The organism is Paraconexibacter sp. (assembly GCF_059438195.1).
Window position 1 is genome coordinate 1 of record NZ_JBLKKY010000077.1, and the last position, 17,992, is coordinate 17,992.

Here is a 17,992-nt window from a genome sequence, read left to right on the forward strand (position 1 = left end):
CCCGGGAGACGGCGTGACCGGCGTCCGGGCCCGCGGCGCCGTCGGCGGGGCCGGCGCCTGCCCGGCCGGCGCCGGGACGAGCGGCGCCGAGGCGACGGGCCCCGGGGATGCGTCGCCGCCCGGCTGCGACGGGTCCCCCGGCGTGGCGCTGCCCGCCGCGCGAGAGGTCGTCGGCGCCGCCGCCGGGGCCGTGAGGGCGGTGCCGCCGCGCGCGGTGCTTCCCGCTCCGGGCCAGCGGTCGAACGCGACGAAGTCGCTCCCCACGATGCTGAGGACGACGATCGCGGCGACGAGCGCGCTGGTGCTCGCCAGCCCGGCGATCGTCGCGCGGCCACCGACTGCTCGCCTCACGCGGGGACGGCCCTCCCCGCCGCCTGCTGCGGCCGCGCCGCCTGTGGAGCGGCCAGCCCGCCTCCGCGGTGGATGAAGAAGAGCCAGAGGAGGCCGGCGAGCATCATGATGAGCGCCTCGATCTGCGCGGTGGTGAGTCCGACGAGCACGGCGTCGTTGCGACGGATGAACTCGACGAGGAAGCGCTCGAGGCCGGTGAGCGCGAGGTAGGCGGCGAAGACGACGCCCGGACGCGTCGAGTCCCGCATCCGCCAGAGGGCCCAGGCGATCGTGCCGACGGCGAGCGTCTCGTAGATCGGGGTCGGGTGGACGTCCTCCGTCGTGGGCACGGTCCCGTCGGGATAGGGCATGCCCCACGGGAGGTCGGTCGGCTGGCCGTAGTCGCCGTCGCCCGAGAGCTGGCAGCCGATGCGCCCGATGGCGTAGCCGAGCGCGAGCGCCGGCGCGGCGAGGTCGAACAGACGCACGCCGAGCTCGCCACGCCGCCATGCCCAGGCGCAGACCGCGAGGGCGCCGCCGATCGCGCCGCCGTACCAGACGAGCCCCGAGCCGCCGTAGATCGCGTCGCCCCAGTCCTCCGAGGCCTCGCTCCAGTTCTGGAGGATCCACGCGAGGCGCGCGCCGACGAGTCCGCCGGCGAGCGCGGAGAAGACGATCTCGTACGCGTGGTCGGGCGGCTTGCCCAGCTCGCGCAGGCGCCGGGCGAGGACGGCTCCGGACGCGAGGAAGCCGAGCGCGAACATGAGCCCGAACGTCTTCACGGGGAGGCCGAAGAGATCGATCTCAGGCTGCACTGCTCTGGAGGGTAGTCGGCGAGGCGCCCCGCTGCGACGGGGCCGGCCGGTGGCCTACAGGTAGCCCATCGGGTTGACCGGACCGCCGTTGATGCGCACCTCGAAGTGGAGGTGGGGTCCGGTCGAGTTGCCGGTGTTCCCCACGCGGCCGATGACCTGCCCGCGCTTCACGCCCTGGCCGACGCTCACGCCGATCGCGCTCTGGTGCGCGTAGCACGTCGACATCGAGCCGGTGTGCTGGACGCAGGTGTAGTTGCCGTAGCCACCCGTCCACCCGGCGAGGACGACGCGCCCGGAGTCGGCGGCGACGATCGCCGTCCCGGTCGGAGCGGCGATGTCGATGCCGGCGTGGAGGCGACCCCAGCGCGGGCCGAACGGGCTCGTGAACGCGCCCTGGGTGGGCATCGTGAGGGAACCGCCCGAGCCCCGGAACGAGCCGGACGGCGCCGGGTTCGACGGCCGTGACAGGGCGGCCTGGACCTTCGCCTGCTCCTTCTCGAGCCCGTCGAGGTGGTCCTCGAGCTCCTCGCGCTCCGCCCGCACGTTGGTGAGGGCGTTCTGCTTCCCGTCCTTCGTCCGGTCGTAGCCCACGCGCGTGTCGATGAGGCCCTGCTTGATGTCGGCGATCTCGTCGCGGCGCTCCTGGATGCGCTGCGTCACCTCCTGCTGGCGCTCCTCGAGCGAGTCGAGGCGCTTCTCGGTGCGCGTCGCGTCCGCCTTCGCCTCTTTCACGATCGTGAGGATCTTCGTGTCCTGGTCGTTGATGCGGCGCAGGAAGTCGCTTCGCTCGACGAGGTCCGCGAAGCCCTCGGAGTTGAGGACGACGGTGATGAGGTCGGGCTCGTCGGCCTTGTAGAGCTCCTCGAGGCGCTGGGCGAGGATGCCGCGGGCCTCCTTGAGCCGGGCGCGCAGCCGGACGAGCCGCCGCCGCTCCGAGCGGAGGTCCTCCTGGATCTGCTCGAGCTCCGCCTTGTTCTCGTCGAGATCGGCCTGCACGACCTGCTGCCGTCCGTTGAGGTCGTTGATGCGGCCCTGCAGGCGGTCGATCCGCCGGTTGTACTGCTGGATGTCCTTCGTGAGGACGCGCTCGGTGCCCTTCCGCCGCCCGATCTTCTCGCGCGTCGTCTCGATCTTCTTCTGGATCTCGGCGGCGGAACGCGCCTTCGGCGCGCCGGAGGACACGAGGGGGAGCGCCGCCCAGAGAAGGAGCGGCAGGCAGACGGAGATGAGCAGCAGGCGCAGGCGCATGCGAGGCGGCGGGGACGGTAGCAACGGTCCGCACACGGGTGCGACGGCTGCAAGGCGCGTTGCCGCGAGGAGGTCGGGCGCGTCCGCGCTCGACGGCAGGCGGGACGGCGCTCGTCCTTAAGGGACCGCAAAGCCGATCGTGGCAGGATGTGCCCATGCGTCCGACTTCCTTCGGCCGGGACACCGGGCTCCAGGCCCGCATGCTCCTGACCATGTTCCTCCTCGGTGCCCTCTACGTCGCGTTCGTGGGCGTGCTGTTCGCCTCCGGAGCCCAGGGCATCACGATCGCGCTGCTCGCCGGCGGCATGCTCGCGTTCCAGTTCTTCGCCTCCGAGGCGCTCGCGATGCGCGCGATGGGCGCGAAGGAGGTCTCCCCCCAGGAGGCGCCCGAGCTGCACTCGATGATCGAGCGCCTCTGCGTCCAGGCCGACCTGCCGAAGCCCAAGGTCGCGATCGCCTACACCGACATGCCCAACGCGTTCGCGATGGGCCGCTCGCAGAAGCACGCGACCGTCTGCGCCACGACGGGCATCATGGAGATGCTCGAGCCGGCCGAGCTCGAGGGCGTCATGGCCCACGAGCTCGCGCACATCGCCAACCGCGACGTGATGATCATGACCCTCGCCTCGTTCTTCGCGTCGATGGCGGCGATGATCATGCAGTTCGGCTTCTTCTTCGGCGGCGGTCACGGCGACGACGACGACAACGCGGGCTTCCTCGCCCTGCTCGTCGCGTCGCTCATCGTGTACGTCGTCTCCTTCTTCCTCATGCAGGCGCTCTCGCGCTACCGCGAGTTCGCGGCCGACCGCGGCGCGGCCGTCATGACGGGCCGGCCGAGCGCGCTCGCCTCGGCGCTCATGAAGATCTCGAGCGGGATGGAGCGCATCCCGAAGCAGGATCTCCGGGCGTCGAGCGAGATGTCGGCCTTCTACATCTTCCCGCCGAGCGCGAAGTCGGCGCTCGGGAACCTCTTCTCCACGCACCCCCCGATGGAGAAGCGGATCGACGCCCTGATGAACATGGAGACCCAGCTCCAGCGCGGCGCCGCCTGAGTGCGAACCGCCGCACGCCGCTAGTCTCGCCCCATGGGCTTCCTCGATGCGCTGCTGGGCCGCCGCAAGGTGGCCCAGCCCGCCTCCCGCGACCGTCTCTTCGCGATGTCGACCGCCGCGATCTCGCTCGAGACGGACGGCGTCGCCAGCAAGGGCCGCGCCGCGATCGTCTTCCAGTCCCTCGGCACCGCCGACTTCGCGCGCGTCGTCCAGGAGATGGAGGACGTCCTGCACTCGACCGGCGAGGACACCGGCACGACCGTCCGCGCCGAGGACGACACGTTCGGCTACCGCTGGATGATCCTCGAGGATCCCGACGTCGAGGACCTCGTCGTCGGGATCCACACCATCAACGACGCGCTCGCGATCGCCGGGTACGCCGACCGCGCGCTCTGCGCGGTGTTCGCCTTCCAGGACGGCACGCAGGCCCTGCACTGGATCTACAACATCAAGCGCGGCCACTGGTACCCGTTCGTCCCGTCGCCGGACGGCAGCCAGGAGCGCTTCTCCGAGCGCGAGCTCCAGCTCAAGGCGCGCTACGGCGCCGACCTGCCGATCGAGCCCGAGCTCGAGCGGTGGTTCCCCCTGTGGGGAGTGCCTCTGTAGGGGGCACCTCCGGTCGCGGGACGCGCCCGAGCGCGTCCCGCGCGGCCCCGGGTCCCGAGGTCGGCGCATCGGAGATCCGTCCAGACGGCGCGACTCGAGGGCTCGTGAGACCAACCGCGGCCGCCGTTGCACGTCATGGAGGGTGAGATCGCACCCCCGACGACGAGGTCCCACGATGACGTCACGCGCGCAGACCCTGCAGCAGCTCGTCGAGCGCTCGCTCTACGCGGTCGACGAGCGACAGGTCGCCGAGGCCGTGCTGCTGCGTGCAGCCCTGCGACGGACGGTCCCCGACGTCTCCTTCGGGCCGTCCGCGCAGAGCGTGGTGATGCCGGTTCCTCCGGCGCGCCCGCCGGAGCGGGCGTCCGTCAGTCCGGGATGAGGCCGTCGCCGTTGAACTCGTGGTGGGCCTCGGCGAACGAGAGGTCCGCCGGCGGGACGATGACGTCGCTCGGGTGGAGATCGTCCGCGTCGAGCGGCACGCCGTTGTCGCGGATGAGCTTGAGCATCTCCTCGAACGTCGCGTAGAAGCGGTCCTCGTCCTCCTTCTCGACCGCGTCGACGACGTCGTTGTCGAGCTCGTTGAGCTTCGTCTGGTGCTCGTCGGGGATCCGGTACTGGTCCTCGCCGGAGATGCGGACGATCACGCGCCCTCCTCCTTCTTCTCACCCTCGCCGGCGCCGAGCTCACCCGGCGACGACTCGCCGCCGGAGCCGAGCTCCGCGCGCATCTTCGCGAGCTCGTCGTCGACCCCCGCGCCCTGGCTGAGCTGGGCGAGCTGGCGGTCGATGTCGTCCTGACCGCCGCCGAGCTGGGTGAGGTCCTCGAACGTGCCGGCCGCCTCGAGCTCGGAGACGGCGTCGGCGCGCGCCCTCATGTCCTCGGTCTTGTCCGCCGCGCGCTGCATCGCGAGGCCGATGTCGGCCATCTCCTCGCCGACGCCGGTCGCGGCCTCCGAGATCCGGACCTGGGCCTCGGCGGCGTTGTACTGCGCCTTGATGACCTCCTTCTTCGTCCGGAAGGCCTCGATCTTCGTGCGCAGTCGCTGCTCGGACTCGGTGAGCTTCTCCTGCTGGGCCTCGAGCTCGGTGACCTGCTGGTCGAGTCCCTGGAGCTCCTGCTGGGCGACCTGCTTGCGCTCGAGCGCCGTGCGCGCGAGGGCCTCGTTGCCCTGCGAGAGCGCCTGTCGAGCCTGCGTGTCGAGCTTGACGACCGACTGCTCGAGCTTCTGGGACTGCATCTGGAGGCGCTTCTTCGCCGTCACGACGTCGGCGATGCCCTTCTTCACGTTCTGAAGCGACTCCAGCTGCTTCTGATAGCTGTAGTCGAGCGTCTCGCCAGGATCCTCGGCCTTGTCGAGCAGCTTCGAGATCTTCGCCTTGATGACGGTGGACAAGCGCCCGGACATGCCGGCCATGCGTCTCCTCCGAGGTCTGGTTGCGGGGAGATTCGAGACTATCGGACCGGCTCGCACCGACCGAGCGCTCGCCGGCGCGCACCGGTCGGGATGGCGCGCGAGCGTCGCGGGCCCGCACGCCCCGGCGCACCCTCGCCGCGCGCACCGCTAAGGTGCGGGCGCCGATGGCGCTCCACCGCCTCCGTCACACCCTCCTCGTCGCGTTCCTCGCTCCCGCGCTCGTCGCCGCGGGCTGCGGGAAGGACGACGACTCGCGCTCTGGCGAGGGTCCCGCGATCGGGATCGACTCCAGCGAGGAGGACGCCGCCCAGGAGCTCGGGTTCCCCGCGTTCGCGACGGCGAACACGACGCGCGTCGCCGGCTCCGACTCCCCGGCGATCGCGGCAGCGGTCGCGCGCGCCGTCTACCCCGCCGTCACCGACGGCACCCGCCCCGAGGCCGTCACGCTCGTCGACGGCGAGGACTGGCGCACCGCGCTCGCCGCGAGCGCGCTCATGGCGGATCCGATCGGCGCCCCCGTGCTCCTCTCGAAGGGCGGCTCCTCGCCCCCCGCGACGACCGACGCGCTGAAGGAGCTCTCTCCCACCGGATCCGAGCCCGCCGGCGGCGCGCAGGTCATCCGCGTCGGCGACGTCCCGCGGCCCGCGCGTCTCAAGACCACCGACATCACCGGCGCCGACCCGTTCGCGCTCGCACGCCAGATCGACGCCTTCGCCTCGGCGGCACGCGGCCGCTCGGGTGACCGCGTCCTCATCGTGAGCGCCGACGAGCCCGCCTTCGCGATGCCCGCCGCCGGGTGGGCGGCGAAGAGCGGCGATCCGATCCTCTTCGTCCGGCGCAACTCCGTCCCCGCGGCGACGCGCGCCGCGCTCGCGACGCGGCGACGCCCGCGGATCTACGTCCTCGGCCCCTCGTCGGTCATCTCGCCGGAGGTGACGAAGGTGCTCCGCGAGCGCGGGTCCGTCACCCGCGTCGGCGGCCAGGACCCCGTGAGCAACGCGATCGAGTTCGCGCGGTTCCAGGACGCCTCCTTCGGCTGGGGCGTCATCGATCCCGGCCACGGCCTCGTCTTCGCGAACGCTCGGCAGCCCGCGGACGCGGCGGCCGCCTCCGCGCTCTCGGCGCGCGGCTCCTACGGCCCGCTCCTCCTCGTGCCGCGCGCCGGCGCCCTGCCGGAGCCGCTCGAGGGCTACCTGCTCGACATCCAGCCCGGCTTCTCCGACGACCCCGTGCGCGGCGTCTACAACCACGGCTGGCTCATGGGCGACGAGGAGCGCCTCTCCGTCGAGACCCAGGCGCGGCTCGACGAGCTCCTCCGGATCATCCCCATCACGACGGAGCCCGAGGACGACGCCGAGAAGGAGGAGACGCCCTCGCGCACGACGACCGCGCCCGCACGCACGACGACCGCGCCCTCGCGCACGACGACCGGCGGTGCGCGGACGACGCCGGCGCCGACGACCCCGAGGACCACGACCGGCACACGCACGGCGCCCGCGCCGACGCGCACGACGACCCAGCAACGCACGACGAACGGGAACGCACCGTGAGTGAAGCAGAGGCCCCCGACCGCGCCCGCCGGCGCGGCGAGCAGGTGACCGTCGAGGACGTCCGGCAGCTCCTCGGAGCGTCGACGCCGCACTTCGCGCTCCAGATCCGCAACCGGATCGCGAAGCTCATCCGCGGTCTTCCCGCCGACCATCCCGCCCGCGTCGAGGGCGAGCGGGAGATCGAGCGGCTCACGCGGCTCGGGTTCGCCGGCGAGACGCGCGGCACGCAGGCCGAGGCGGGCATGGAGCCTCTCCCGTCGGTCAACCCGGCGAGCGCCGACGTCCCCTCCTGAGCGCCGCCGCCGAGAAGAAAATCCCTGTCCACGGGTGACCTCTGTCACCCTCCGCCGATGCGACGAGAGATCCTGCGGGGCGGGCTGGGGACCCTCGCCGCGGTGCTCATGCTCGCGACGGCGTCCGTCGCCCTCGCGAAGACCGTCTCGGGCTCACGCGGCCCGAACACGCTGAAAGGCACGTCGAAGGTCGACCGCCTCTCGGGGAACGGCGGCGACGACCGGCTCTACGGCCGAGGCGGCAGCGACACGCTGAGGGGCGGGAGCGGCAACGACCGGCTGTCCGGCGGCACGGGCCACGACACGCTCGACGGCGGCCGCGGCGACGACCGGCTCATCGGCGGTGACGGCGACGACGTCATCGAGGGCGGCGACGGCCGCGACACGATCTTCGGCGGCCGCGGCGACGACCTCATCTACGGCGGCCGGGCCGCCGACGAGATCGACGCGGGTCCCGGCGACGACGTCGTGTACGGCGGCTCGGCGCCGGACGAGGTCGACTGCGGCTCGGGCGACGACATCGCCTACTACAACCTCAGCAGCGAGAAGAGGACGCGCTACGAGAACTGCGAGACGCTCCGCGAGGAGCCCGACGTCGTCCAGCGCTCGTGCAAGGCCGGCGGGACGAGCCGGTCGGAGACCCTCCTCGGCACCTCGAGGGGGGACACGTGCCGAGGTCGCGACGGCAACGACTACCTCGAGGGCCGCGACGGCGACGACCGCCTCTTCGGCGGGGAAGGCGACGACGAGCTCTTCGGGCGCTTCGGCGACGACCTCCTCGAGGGCGGCCCCGGCAACGACGAGATCGAGGGCGGTCGCGGCGACGACCGGATCGACGGCGGGTCCGGCGACGACCGCATCAACGGGGGCCACGGCACCGACACGATCGTGTGCGGTCCGGGGAACGACGTCGCGACGATCTCCGGCGCCGACCGCGCCGCGGGCGACTGCGAGACGGTGAACCGCTGACGCGGATCGTCGGGTCGCCGCCGGAGAGCGGCGGCCCGACGCGCGCCGGCCCTCAGGCGACGCCGACGCGGCCGCGCATGAGGTCGGCGCCGCGCTCGGCCACCGCCTGGACGGTGCCGTGCGTGTGGCCGCGCGGGAGCGAGGGCAGCACCGAGGCGTCGCAGACGCGCAGGCCGTCGATGCCGTGCACCCGGAGGTCGCTGTCGACGACGCCCTGGCCGGGACCGCCGATCCGGCACGTCGCGACCGGGTGGTAGAGCGTGTGCGCGTACTTCCGCACGCCCGAGGCGATCTCCTCGTCGGTCCGGAGGTGCCCGCCGGGCCTGCGCTCGCGGCCCCGGTGCTCGGCGAACGCCGGCTGGTCCAGGATCGCCCGGCACCGGCGCACGCCCTCGATCATCACGCGCATGTCGTGACCCTCGGGATCGCTGAGGTAGTTGGGGTCGATGACCGGGGAGACCGACGGGTCGCTCGACCCGAGCTTCACCGTCCCGCGGCTCTTCGGTCGCAGGAGGACGATCCCGGCCGTCACGCCGTGCTCGTCGGGCTCGCCGAAGCCCTCGTCCTCGAACGGGACCGGCGCGAAGATGAGCTCGGAGTCGGGTGCGTCGAGCGACGGGTCGCTGCGGTAGAAGGCCGCGACCTCGCCGACGTTCGAGGTGAGCAGGCCCTTGCGGCGGAAGAGGAGCTTGAGGAGCTCCTTCGGGTGCTCGGCCGCGAAGAGGGACGCCGGGGTCGGCGTCGAGTGCGTCGTCGTGAGCACGAGGTGGTCCTGGAGGTTCTCGCCGACGTGCGGGCTGTCGAGCACGACGTCGACCCCGACCTCGGCGAGGTGCTGCTCGGGGCCGACGCCCGAGAGCATGAGGATCTGCGGCGAGTTGAACGCGCCGGCGCAGAGGACGACCTCGCGCGTCGCGCGGGCCGTCCGCGGGGCGCCGCCCGCGTCGCGATAGGCGACGCCCGTCGCGCGTCGGTCCTCGATGACGACGCGCTCGACGAGGACGCCGGTGCGGACCTCGAGGTTCTCGCGGCCCTTCGCCGGCGTGAGGTACGCATCCGCCGCCGTGCGCCGCAGGCCGCGCGATTGCGCGAGCGGGGTGATGGCGACGCCCTCGGGCTCGTCGCCGGTGAGCGGCTTCGACGCCGGCAACCCCGACTGGAGGGCCGCCTCGTACATCGCCCGGGAGAGCGGGTTGAGGTCGCGCGGCGCGCGCGGGGAGAGCGCTTCGTGCGCGCGGCGGCGGTACGGCGCGAGCTCGCTCGGACCCCAGCCCTCCGCGCCCTCCGCGACCCAGTCCTCCTGGTCCTGGCGGTGCCCCGGGATCTGCATCATCGCGTTCATCGCCGAGGAGCCGCCGAGCACCTTGCCGCGCGGCGTGTAGATCGCCCGGCCGTCGAGTCCGCCCTGCGGCTCGGTCCGGTAGTTCCAGTCGACCTCGCTCTCGAAGAGCTGAGCGAAGGCCGCCGGGATGCGGATCTCCTTCTTGCGGGCGGGGCCGCCCGCCTCGAGGAGCAGCACGCGCGTCCCAGGATCCTCCGAGAGCCGGGCGGCCAGCACGCACCCCGCCGATCCCGCCCCCACCACGATGACGTCGAACTCGTCCATGCCAGCGACCCTACCGAGTCGCCCTCGCGGGCTGACAGGGTGTCATCGAGCTGGGCGCTCCGCCACGACCGAGGCGCCCGGAGCGACCGCGACGAGCTGTGACGGTCGCACGTAGAACCCCTCGAAGACGTCGGCGACCGCGCTCGCCCAGCCCTCCCCGCGACGGATGGTCGGCGCGTCGCCACCGGTGAGGAACGGGACTCCGGGGAGCGGGACGTACGAGGGGGTCCGCTCGTCGCCGGCGCGCCCGCGGGAGGCCGTCGACACGACTCCGACGCTCTCGGGCGCGATGACGGGCCGCTCGGGGTCGGCCCCGAGGCGCTCGACGTAGTACTCGACGGCAGGCGTCCCCGACCCGGGGACGACCGCGATGAGCCGGCCGCCCGGCGGCGGCTCGCCGAGCGCCTCCACCGCGGACCGCCAGTCCTCCCGGCCGAGGCCCGGGTCGACCGGGACCGCGACGGCGACGACGGTGCCGAGGACGGCGAGCGCCCCCACCACGGCCGCGCCGGCGCGTGCCGGCAGCGCCGTCGCACCCACTGCGACGAGCACGACGGCCGGGACGAGCGCGGCGATGAGGTTGCGCGAGACGACGTAGTCGTCCCCCAGCGCGGCGAGCACGACCGGCACGGCGACCGCCGCCCCCGCGATCGTCGCGACGCCCACGAGAGCGGGTCGCCGCGTCCCCGCCCTCCGGGCCGCGTGCACCAGCCCGGCGGCCGCCGCGACGGCGAGCACCCCGGCGATGACCGCCAGCACGTCCTCCCAGGGCGCGTCGTAGCCGACGAGCCACTGCTTCGGCACCTGCGCGAGCCGCTGGTCGAACGGCTCGCGCGCGATGAAGGACGCGCGGTCGGCCTCCCGCTGCTCGAGCGCGAGGCCGAGGAGGGCGAGCCCGCCCGCCGCGATCGGTGCGAGGCCGGCGGCGACCGTCCCCAGGGAGGGCCGCGGCCGGGCGCCGGAAGCACCCGACCGAGCCGCGGGGACGAGGCGGGCCGCGATGAGCCATCCGACCTCCCCCGCGACGAGGAAGATCGCGAAGTAGTGCGTCGCGAGCGCCGCCGCGCAGAGGACGCCCCACGCGACGGCACGCCCCGGCGAGGGCCGGTCGAGGAGGCGGAGGAGCGCGAGGAGCGACGCCGCGGAGAGCAGGATGAGGAGGGAGTAGGCGCGCGCCTCCTGGCTGAACCACACGAGGACCGGCGATGTCGCGACGAGGAGCGCCGCGAGCAGTCCCGCGCGGGTGTCCCACAGCCGCCGGCCGAGCGCGAAGACGACCGGGACGAGCGCGATCCCGAAGAGCGCGGGCAGGAGCCGCAGCACGACCTCCGAGTCCCCGAGCACCCGTGCGAGCGGCCACACGAGGAGGTAGAAGAGCGGCGGCGTCGACTCCTGCTCGCGGACGGCGTCGAGGAGGTCGGCGAACGGGCGGTCGACGACGTCCGCGGTCGCCGCCTCGTCGGCCCAGAACGACTGCACGCCGAGCGTGGGGAGCCGGAGGACGACGGCGAGCCCGACGATCGCGAGGAGCATCGCGGTGACCCGGTCGGGCCGCGAGGAGGTCCGCATCGCGGGGCGAGATTACCCGCACGCGGCGCCCGAGCGGTCCGGCGCGCGGCGTCGGCGCGGTGTGCGATCCTCGCATGCTTCGCCGGACGGGCAGGAACCCTCATGCGCCGCTTCATCCCCGCACACAGCCTCCGTCGCCGCCTCGCCGTGGCCGCGGGCCTCGCCGCGCTCGTCGCCGCCGCGCCTGCTCCGGCGCAGGCGTCGACCGTCCAGGAGTCGACCTTCCAGGACGATCCGCTCCTCGTCTACGGCGACGAGACGACGCAGAAGCGGACGCTCGACAAGCTCAAGAGCCTCGGCGTCGACCGCATCCGCGTGTCGGTCTTCTGGCGCATCGTCGCTCCGGCCCCCGACTCGGACCTCAAGCCCGCCGGGTTCAACTCCGCCGACCACAACGCCTATCCGCCAGGCGCGTGGGACCGCTACGACCGGCTGCTCGTCGCGGCCCGCAACCGCGGGATCGACGTCAACCTCAACATCACCTCGCCGGTCCCGAACTGGGCGGCAGGGCGCCCGGAGCGCAAGGACATCCGCCCGACCTACACGCCGAACCCCGCGGAGTACGGGCGGTTCGTCGCCGCCGTCGGCGCCCGCTACTCGGGCCGCGTTCCCGGGCTTCCCCGCGTCGACTACTGGTCCCTGTGGAACGAGCCCAACCAGCCGGGCTGGCTCACGCCGCAGTGGATCGCGAGCGACGCCGCGCCGGGCGGCTGGCAGGAGGCGGCGCCCGCGATCTACCGCGCTCTCGTCGACGCCGGTCACGCGGCGCTGCGGCTCACCGGCCACGGGAGCGACACGATCCTCATCGGCGAGACGGCGCCGAAGGGCCAGCCGCGGGCCCGCGGCGAGACGCGTGCGCTGCGGCCGCGGACGTTCATCCTCCGCCTCTACTGCCTCGACGACAACGCGCAGCCGCTGAGCGGCGCCGAGGCGACCCGCAACGGCTGTCCGACGATCGACCCGACGAAGACGTTCCCCGCCCTGCACCCCGGGCTCTTCGACGTCGCGGGCTGGGCGCACCACCCGTACGAGCTCGCGCAGCCGCCCGACGCCGAGCCCGACGACGAGGAGAACTACACGACGGGCAACCTCCGCGACCTCACCTCGCTCATGGGCCGCGTCTTCCGCCGCTACGGCAAGACGATCCCCGGCTCGGGCAAGGGCGGCTTCCCGCTCTACCTCACCGAGTACGGCTACCAGACCGACCCGCCCGACCCGACCGGCGTCTCGTACGCGCGCCAGGCCGCGTACCTCAACGAGTCCGAGTGGATGACGGCGCGGATGAGCAACGTCAAGACGCTCGCGCAGTTCCTCCTCGTCGACGACAAGCCGGTCGACGGCGACTCGGCGCTCGAGCGGTACGGCGCGACGTTCCAGAGCGGGCTCATGAGCGAGAAGCGCCGGTTCAAGCCCGGGTACGCGGCGTACCGCTTCCCGATCCACGTGCGTGACCGCGACCGGCGCATCCGCCGCGGCGGCCGGGCGACGATCTGGGGCCTGCTGCGCCCCGGTCGCGAGGGGACGCGCGAGACCGTCCGCATCGAGGGGCGCACGAAGGGCTCGCGCCGGTACCGGACCCTGCGCACCGTCCGCACCGACGACGAGCGGCACCACCTCGAGGCGCGGGTGCGTCTGCGGCGCACGACCCGCGTCCGGCTCGCGTGGCGGGACCCCGAGCGCAAGCGGACGATCCGCTCGCGGTCCGTCACGATCGGCGTGGACGACTGATCCGTCCGGCCCCGGCGCGAGGCTCGACCGGATGACCGACGACGGCGCAGCGGCGTCGGAGCGCCCTGCCGGGATCGAGGGCTCCGACCTCCCGGGGCCGTTCCCGGTCGGCGCCTACGCGGCTCGCCTCCGCGACCGGCTGCGGGAGTTCGCCCGCGTCCAGCTCACCGGGGAGGTCGTGGGCCTCCGCGTCCGCGCGACGAACGTCTACTTCGACCTCCGCGACGGCGACGGCTCGATCCCGGTCGCGATGTGGCGCCGCGACTACGACCGGCTCGGCCTCCCTCCCGACACGCTCCGCGACGGGACGCAGGTCGTCGTCGGCGGCGGCGTCGACTACTACGTCGGGTCGCGGACGTCCTCGGGGTCCTTCTGCTTCCGCGCCGCCGCCCTGCGGGTGGCCGGCGAGGGCGACCTCCTCGCCCAGATCGAGCGGCTGCGCAGACGCCTCGCGGGCGAGGGCCTGCTCGAGCCGCAGAAGGCGCTCCCGCGGCCCACGCTCCCGCGGACGATCGGCGTCGTCACCGCGGAGACCGGCGAGGCGCGGCACGACGTCCTCGCCGGCCTCGCCCGCCGCGGGTGGGCCGGCCGCGTCGTGTGGGCGTTCGCGCCCGTCCAGGACCGGCACGCCGCCCCGCGGATCACCCGGGCCGTGCAGGACCTCGCCGCGACCGGCGTCGTCGACGTCGTCGTCGTCGCGCGCGGCGGCGGCTCGGTCGCCGATCTCATGGCGTTCAGCGACGAGACGCTCTGCCGCACGATCGCGCTCCTCCACGTCCCCGTCATCGCCGCCGTCGGCCACCACGCGGATCGCACGCTCCTCGACGACGTCGCTGCGGTCTCGTGCTCGACCCCGACGCACGCGGCTGAGGCGGCGGTGCCGCTCGACCTCGCGGCCGAGCGGACCCGCCTGCAAGGCGGTGCGGCGCGGCTCGCGCGACACGCCCGCCACGCGGTCCTCGCACGCGCCCGGACGCTCGAGCAGCACGCCCGCGCCCCTGCCGAGCACGTGCGCCGTCACCGTGCGCGCCTCCATCAGCTCCTGCGGGAGATGAGGGCGAGCGCCCGCCGCGCGCAGACCGACGCCGAGCGCTCGACGAGCGCCCGCGCCCGCCGGCTCGCGACGCGGGCGACCGCCGCGGCGACCGGCGGTGAGGCCGCGGCCCGCCACTCGACCCTCGGCTCGCTCACCGTCGCCCTCGGCGCGCACGACCCCGAGCGCGTCGTCGAGCGCGGCTTCGTCGTCGTCGACGACGGCGCCGGCCGCGTCGTGACCTCCGCAGCCGACGCCCGGAAGCTCGGCCGCGTCCGCCTCTTCTTCCGCGACGCGCCGGTCGGCGCGACGATCGACCCCGACAGCGATCACGGATCGCAGGAGCCACCGTCCCCATGAGCGAGACCGACGTCCCGCCGCCCCCTTCCTACGAGACCGCGACCGCGCGGCTCGAGGAGATCATCCGCCGCCTCGACTCCGGCGAGGCCGGGCTGCGGGAGACGCTCGACCTCTGCAAGGAGGGGCGCTCCCTCGTCGAGTACTGCGCCGGCGAGCTCGAGGCCGTCGGCCGCGGGCTCGAGGAGCTCCGCCTCGACGATCTCGTCGCGCGCCTGGAGTCCCCCGGCGCCGTCCCGGGCCAGGAGGCCTCCGGCGGGGCATAGGCTTCCCGCCCATGCCGACCTGGGACCGCATCAAGGATCTTCCGCTCACGATCGAGGACTACGCGCTCGAGCGGCTCGAGCGCGACGTGTCGAGCGGCTTCACGCGCGTGAGCACGGTCATCCGGCTCCGCGGGGCCGGCCACGAGGGCGTCGGGGAGGACGTCGGCTACGACGCGGACGACCAGTCGGCGCTGCAGCGGGCCGGAGCGGTCCAGCCGCTCGCGGGCGACTGGACGCTCGAGTCGTACTGCGACCACCTCGCGACGCTCGAGCTCTGGCCGGAGCCCGTCCGGCACCCGGCCTCCGTCCAGTACCGCGTGTGGGCCTACGAGTCCGCTGCCCTCGACCTCGCCCTCCAGCAGGCCGGCCGCCCCCTCCACGAGATCCTCGGACGCCCGTGCCGGCCGCTGCGCTTCGTCATGTCCCTGCGGCTCGGCGAGCCCGCGTCGATCGCCCCGCTGCAGAGCCGTCTCGAGCGCTACCCCGGCCTGCGCTTCAAGCTCGACCCCACGTCGGACTGGGACGACGACCTCATCGCGGCCCTCGTCGCGACCAGCGCGGTTGACTCCGTCGACCTCAAGGGGCTCTACGAGGGCTCGATCGTCGACAACCCGGCCGACCCTGGGCTCTACCGTCGCGTCGCCGAGGCGTTCCCCGAGGCGTGGATCGAGGACCCGAAGCTCGACGAGCACACGGGGCCCGTGCTCGAGCCCCACCGCGACCGGATCACCTGGGACGCGAACATCCACTCGGTCGCGGACATCGACGCGCTGCCGTTCCCGCCGAAGATGGTGAACGTGAAGCCGTCGCGGCTCGGCGGCCTCCGTCCGCTCCTGCACTGCTACGACACCTGCGAGGAGCGCGGGATCGGCATGTACGGAGGCGGCCAGTTCGAGCTCGGGCCCGGCCGGGGGCAGATCCAGTACCTCGCCTCGATGTTCCACCCCGACACGCCGAACGACGTCGCCCCCGGCGGCTACGACACCGAGCCACCGGCCGACGGGCTTCCGGAGAGTCCCATCCCGCCCGCGCCGGCGGCGGTCGGCTTCCGGTGGGAGGGCGTCACGTGACGGCCGAGCCGCGCGTCCCGCCGGCGGACGGCTACCGCTTCGCGTACGTCGACCGCGTCCGGTACGGCGATCTCGACGCGATGCGCCACCTCAACAACGTCACCTTCCTGCAGTTCTTCGAGAGCGCCCGGATCGCATACCTGCGCGAGGTCGCCCCCGGCCACGATCCCCGCCAACCCGGGCCGGCCGGACGACGACGGGCTCATCTTCGCGGAGGCGCACATCCGCTACGCCTCGCCGGGCTTCTACGACGAGGAGATCCGGACGTCGTGCCGGATCGAGGACGTCCGGCGATCGAGCTTCCGGGTCGCGTTCGTCATGCACGTCGCCGGCGACGGGCGCCTCCTCGCCGAGGGCTGGGGCGCGGTCGTGGGCTACGACTACGGGCAGGGCCGTGCGGCGCCGCTGTCCGACGCGCTCCGCGCCCGACTCGACGACGAGCTGCGCTGATCCCCGGCCGCCGCCCGACCCCGGGAGCGGCCCTCCAGCTGCACGCCGCCCGCCCGCCGGGATCTCCTCTCGTCGTGCGCGAGCCGCGCGGACGCGCTCTCGCCGTCACCGGGCGAGCAGGCGCTCGCTCGGCGCAACGCGCGTCCGGAGGTCAGCACGTACGATGTCGCGCTGCTGTTCGATTGACTGGTCGATCAAGGGGATGACGGAAATGGAAGAACGGCTCGGAATCGCCGGCAGCGGCGCGATCGCGACGGGTCTCGCCGCCGCGGCGACCGTCGCGGGCGACGTGACGCTCGTCGCCCGCAGCGACGCGTCCGCCGAGCGCGCGCGGACGGCGATCGAGAAGCTCTGCAGCCGCCTGGACGGCGCCGACGCGAGCCGCGCGACCGTGACGACCGACGTCTCCGCCCTCGCCGACGCGACGTTCGTCGTCGAGGCGATCGCCGAGGACCTCGAGGCGAAGTCGCCGCTCCTCGCGACGATCGCTGCGACGGTCGGCCCGGAGACCGTGCTCGGGTCGACGACGTCCTCGCTCTCCGTCGAGGCCCTCGCCGAGGCGGCGGGGACCCCCGAGCGGTTCGTCGGCCTCCACGTCTTCAACCCGGTGACGGTGATGAAGCTCGTCGAGCTCGCCTATCCCGGCGCGGCGACGGCCGACACGCGCCGTCGCGCTTCCGCGCTCTGCGCGGCCCTCGGCAAGACCGCGGTCGACGTCCCGGACACGCCCGGCTTCGTCGTCAACCGCCTCCTCTTCCCGTACCTCTTCAGCGCCGCCGCGTTCCTCGCCGAGTCCGGGATGGAGCCGAAGGACGTCGACACCTGCATGAAGCTCGGGGCCGGCCACCCGATGGGCCCGCTCGCGCTCCTCGACTACGTCGGCCTCGACGTCTCCATCGCGATCGGCGAGTCGATCGGCGCCGACATCCCCGCGAACGTCCGGACGCTCGCCGCCGAGGGGCACCTCGGCAAGAAGACCGGCCGCGGCTTCTACGACTACTCCGCGTAGGCGGGCGGCCCGTCGGCCGGCGTTCCGAGCTCTGCGCACCGGAGCGCGAGGGCGAGGGCGAACCGGCCGTCGGGATCGTCGAGGCGGTCGCCGAACACCTCCCGGAGCTGGCCGAGCCGGTAGCGGACGGTCTGCGGATGGACGCCGAGGGCGGCGGCGACCGGCTCGATGCGCCCCTGGTGGTCGAGCCACGCCCGCAGCGTGTCGCGGAGCTTCGCGGCCGTCGCCGGCGTCGTCTCGCCGAGCGGCGCGAGGGCGCCCTCCGCGAGAGCGGCGGCGAGATCCCGGTCGCGGCGGATGAGCAGGGCGTCGAGGTGCTCGGCGGCGATGACGAGCCCGCCCTCCCCCTCCTCGCCGAGCCGTCGGGCGGCCCGGGCCCTCCGGGCGCTCCGCGCCCCGTGTGCGGGCGCGACGGGCGGGCCGAGCCCCAGCACGGTGTCCGCCGACGCGGCGCGGGCGAGCCGGCCGCGCAGCGTCGCGGCGTCCGGGTCGGCGATGACGGCGACCGCCTCGTCGTCGAGCTCGGCGACGAGGTCGCCCGCCTCGACCCGGCGCGAGAGGCGGGGCGAGGCGTGGGCGGGCCCGACGACGATCGCGACCCGGTCGGGCGGCGTCCACCCGAGG

General features: G+C 73.9%; 19 protein-coding genes and 1 pseudogene. 12 read left to right on the forward strand and 8 right to left on the reverse strand.

The annotated features are described in order from the left end of the window. From ACME2J_RS19290 to ACME2J_RS19300, 3 genes and pseudogenes are all read right to left on the reverse strand, one after another. Positions 1–351, reverse strand: a pseudogene (locus ACME2J_RS19290) (hypothetical protein); the annotation flags it as partial. Further along, entirely contained in the window at positions 348–1,145 is a 798-nt protein-coding gene (locus ACME2J_RS19295; protein WP_495546574.1) for a prolipoprotein diacylglyceryl transferase, read from the reverse strand. The pseudogene ACME2J_RS19290 and the gene ACME2J_RS19295, both read right to left, overlap by 4 nt. Positions 1,146–1,199: 54 nt before the next feature. Then, complete coding sequence (locus ACME2J_RS19300) at positions 1,200–2,393, reverse strand: murein hydrolase activator EnvC family protein (protein ID WP_495546575.1); 1,194 nt, start codon at positions 2,391–2,393, stop codon at positions 1,200–1,202. Positions 2,394–2,548: 155 nt separating this feature from the next. Here ACME2J_RS19300 and htpX point away from each other — a divergent pair, with 155 nt between their 5' ends. The 3 genes from htpX (at position 2,549) to ACME2J_RS19315 (ending at position 4,433) form a co-directional block, all read left to right on the forward strand. Beyond that, positions 2,549–3,445, forward strand: coding sequence for a zinc metalloprotease HtpX (gene htpX / locus ACME2J_RS19305; protein ID WP_495546576.1), 897 nt, complete (start codon positions 2,549–2,551; stop codon positions 3,443–3,445). A 33-nt stretch (positions 3,446–3,478) separates the two neighbouring features. Then, on the forward strand, positions 3,479–4,051 hold the full coding sequence (gene pspAB, locus ACME2J_RS19310) for a PspA-associated protein PspAB (protein WP_495546577.1): 573 nt from the start codon (positions 3,479–3,481) through the stop codon (positions 4,049–4,051). 175 nt (positions 4,052–4,226) lie between these two features. Next, the gene (locus ACME2J_RS19315; RefSeq protein ID WP_495546578.1) at positions 4,227–4,433 is read left to right on the forward strand and encodes a hypothetical protein; all 207 of its coding nucleotides are present in this window, start codon (positions 4,227–4,229) and stop codon (positions 4,431–4,433) included. Here the strand turns inward: ACME2J_RS19315 and pspAA are convergent. Both pspAA and ACME2J_RS19325 read right to left on the reverse strand, forming a co-directional pair. Beyond that, a complete protein-coding gene (pspAA, locus tag ACME2J_RS19320; RefSeq protein ID WP_495546579.1) occupies positions 4,420–4,698 on the reverse strand; it encodes a PspA-associated protein PspAA in 279 nt (92 codons plus the stop codon). The two genes, ACME2J_RS19315 and pspAA, sit on opposite strands and share 14 nt — an antisense overlap. Next, complete coding sequence (locus ACME2J_RS19325; RefSeq protein WP_495546580.1) at positions 4,695–5,468, reverse strand: PspA/IM30 family protein; 774 nt, start codon at positions 5,466–5,468, stop codon at positions 4,695–4,697. The genes pspAA and ACME2J_RS19325 overlap by 4 nt, the downstream gene beginning before the upstream one ends. 164 nt (positions 5,469–5,632) lie before the next feature. Here ACME2J_RS19325 and ACME2J_RS19330 point away from each other — a divergent pair, with 164 nt between their 5' ends. Genes ACME2J_RS19330 through ACME2J_RS19340 form a run of 3 tightly spaced genes read left to right on the forward strand, consistent with a single transcriptional unit; the run spans position 5,633 to position 8,280 of the window. Continuing rightward, a complete protein-coding gene (locus ACME2J_RS19330) occupies positions 5,633–7,018 on the forward strand; it encodes a cell wall-binding repeat-containing protein (RefSeq protein ID WP_495546581.1) in 1,386 nt (461 codons plus the stop codon). Further along, a complete protein-coding gene (locus tag ACME2J_RS19335) occupies positions 7,015–7,311 on the forward strand; it encodes a hypothetical protein (RefSeq protein WP_495546582.1) in 297 nt (98 codons plus the stop codon). The genes ACME2J_RS19330 and ACME2J_RS19335 overlap by 4 nt, the downstream gene beginning before the upstream one ends. Before the next feature lie 57 nt (positions 7,312–7,368). Further along, entirely contained in the window at positions 7,369–8,280 is a 912-nt protein-coding gene (locus ACME2J_RS19340) for a calcium-binding protein (protein ID WP_495546583.1), read from the forward strand. A 52-nt stretch (positions 8,281–8,332) separates the two neighbouring features. Here ACME2J_RS19340 and ACME2J_RS19345 read toward each other — a convergent pair whose 3' ends face one another. Beyond that, positions 8,333–9,886 (reverse strand): GMC family oxidoreductase, encoded by a 1,554-nt coding sequence (locus ACME2J_RS19345; protein WP_495546584.1) that lies wholly within the window; start codon positions 9,884–9,886, stop codon positions 8,333–8,335. Positions 9,887–9,928: 42 nt separating this feature from the next. Next, positions 9,929–11,455, reverse strand: coding sequence for a glycosyltransferase family 39 protein (locus ACME2J_RS19350; protein ID WP_495546585.1), 1,527 nt, complete (start codon positions 11,453–11,455; stop codon positions 9,929–9,931). A 102-nt stretch (positions 11,456–11,557) separates the two neighbouring features. Between ACME2J_RS19350 and ACME2J_RS19355 the strand changes: the two genes are divergently transcribed. The 6 genes from ACME2J_RS19355 to ACME2J_RS19380 all read left to right on the forward strand — a co-directional run bounded on the left by ACME2J_RS19355 (position 11,558) and on the right by ACME2J_RS19380 (position 17,368). Further along, entirely contained in the window at positions 11,558–13,183 is a 1,626-nt protein-coding gene (locus tag ACME2J_RS19355; protein WP_495546586.1) for a glycoside hydrolase 5 family protein, read from the forward strand. 31 nt (positions 13,184–13,214) lie between these two features. Beyond that, the gene (gene xseA, locus ACME2J_RS19360; RefSeq protein WP_495546587.1) at positions 13,215–14,576 is read left to right on the forward strand and encodes an exodeoxyribonuclease VII large subunit; all 1,362 of its coding nucleotides are present in this window, start codon (positions 13,215–13,217) and stop codon (positions 14,574–14,576) included. Then, a complete protein-coding gene (gene xseB / locus ACME2J_RS19365) occupies positions 14,573–14,839 on the forward strand; it encodes an exodeoxyribonuclease VII small subunit (protein WP_495546588.1) in 267 nt (88 codons plus the stop codon). The genes xseA and xseB overlap by 4 nt, the downstream gene beginning before the upstream one ends. An 11-nt stretch (positions 14,840–14,850) precedes the next feature. Beyond that, a complete protein-coding gene (locus tag ACME2J_RS19370) occupies positions 14,851–15,909 on the forward strand; it encodes a hypothetical protein (protein ID WP_495546589.1) in 1,059 nt (352 codons plus the stop codon). A 204-nt stretch (positions 15,910–16,113) separates the two neighbouring features. Further along, the gene (locus tag ACME2J_RS19375; protein WP_495546592.1) at positions 16,114–16,359 is read left to right on the forward strand and encodes an acyl-CoA thioesterase; all 246 of its coding nucleotides are present in this window, start codon (positions 16,114–16,116) and stop codon (positions 16,357–16,359) included. A gap of 211 nt (positions 16,360–16,570) precedes the next feature. Continuing rightward, positions 16,571–17,368 carry a 3-hydroxyacyl-CoA dehydrogenase family protein gene (locus tag ACME2J_RS19380; RefSeq protein WP_495546590.1) on the forward strand — a complete coding sequence of 266 codons (798 nt, stop codon included), beginning with the start codon at positions 16,571–16,573 and terminating at the stop codon, positions 17,366–17,368. Here ACME2J_RS19380 and ACME2J_RS19385 read toward each other — a convergent pair. Then, on the reverse strand, positions 17,356–17,992 hold a 637-nt coding region (locus tag ACME2J_RS19385), incomplete at its 5' end, for a helix-turn-helix domain-containing protein (RefSeq protein ID WP_495546591.1). The two genes, ACME2J_RS19380 and ACME2J_RS19385, sit on opposite strands and share 13 nt — an antisense overlap.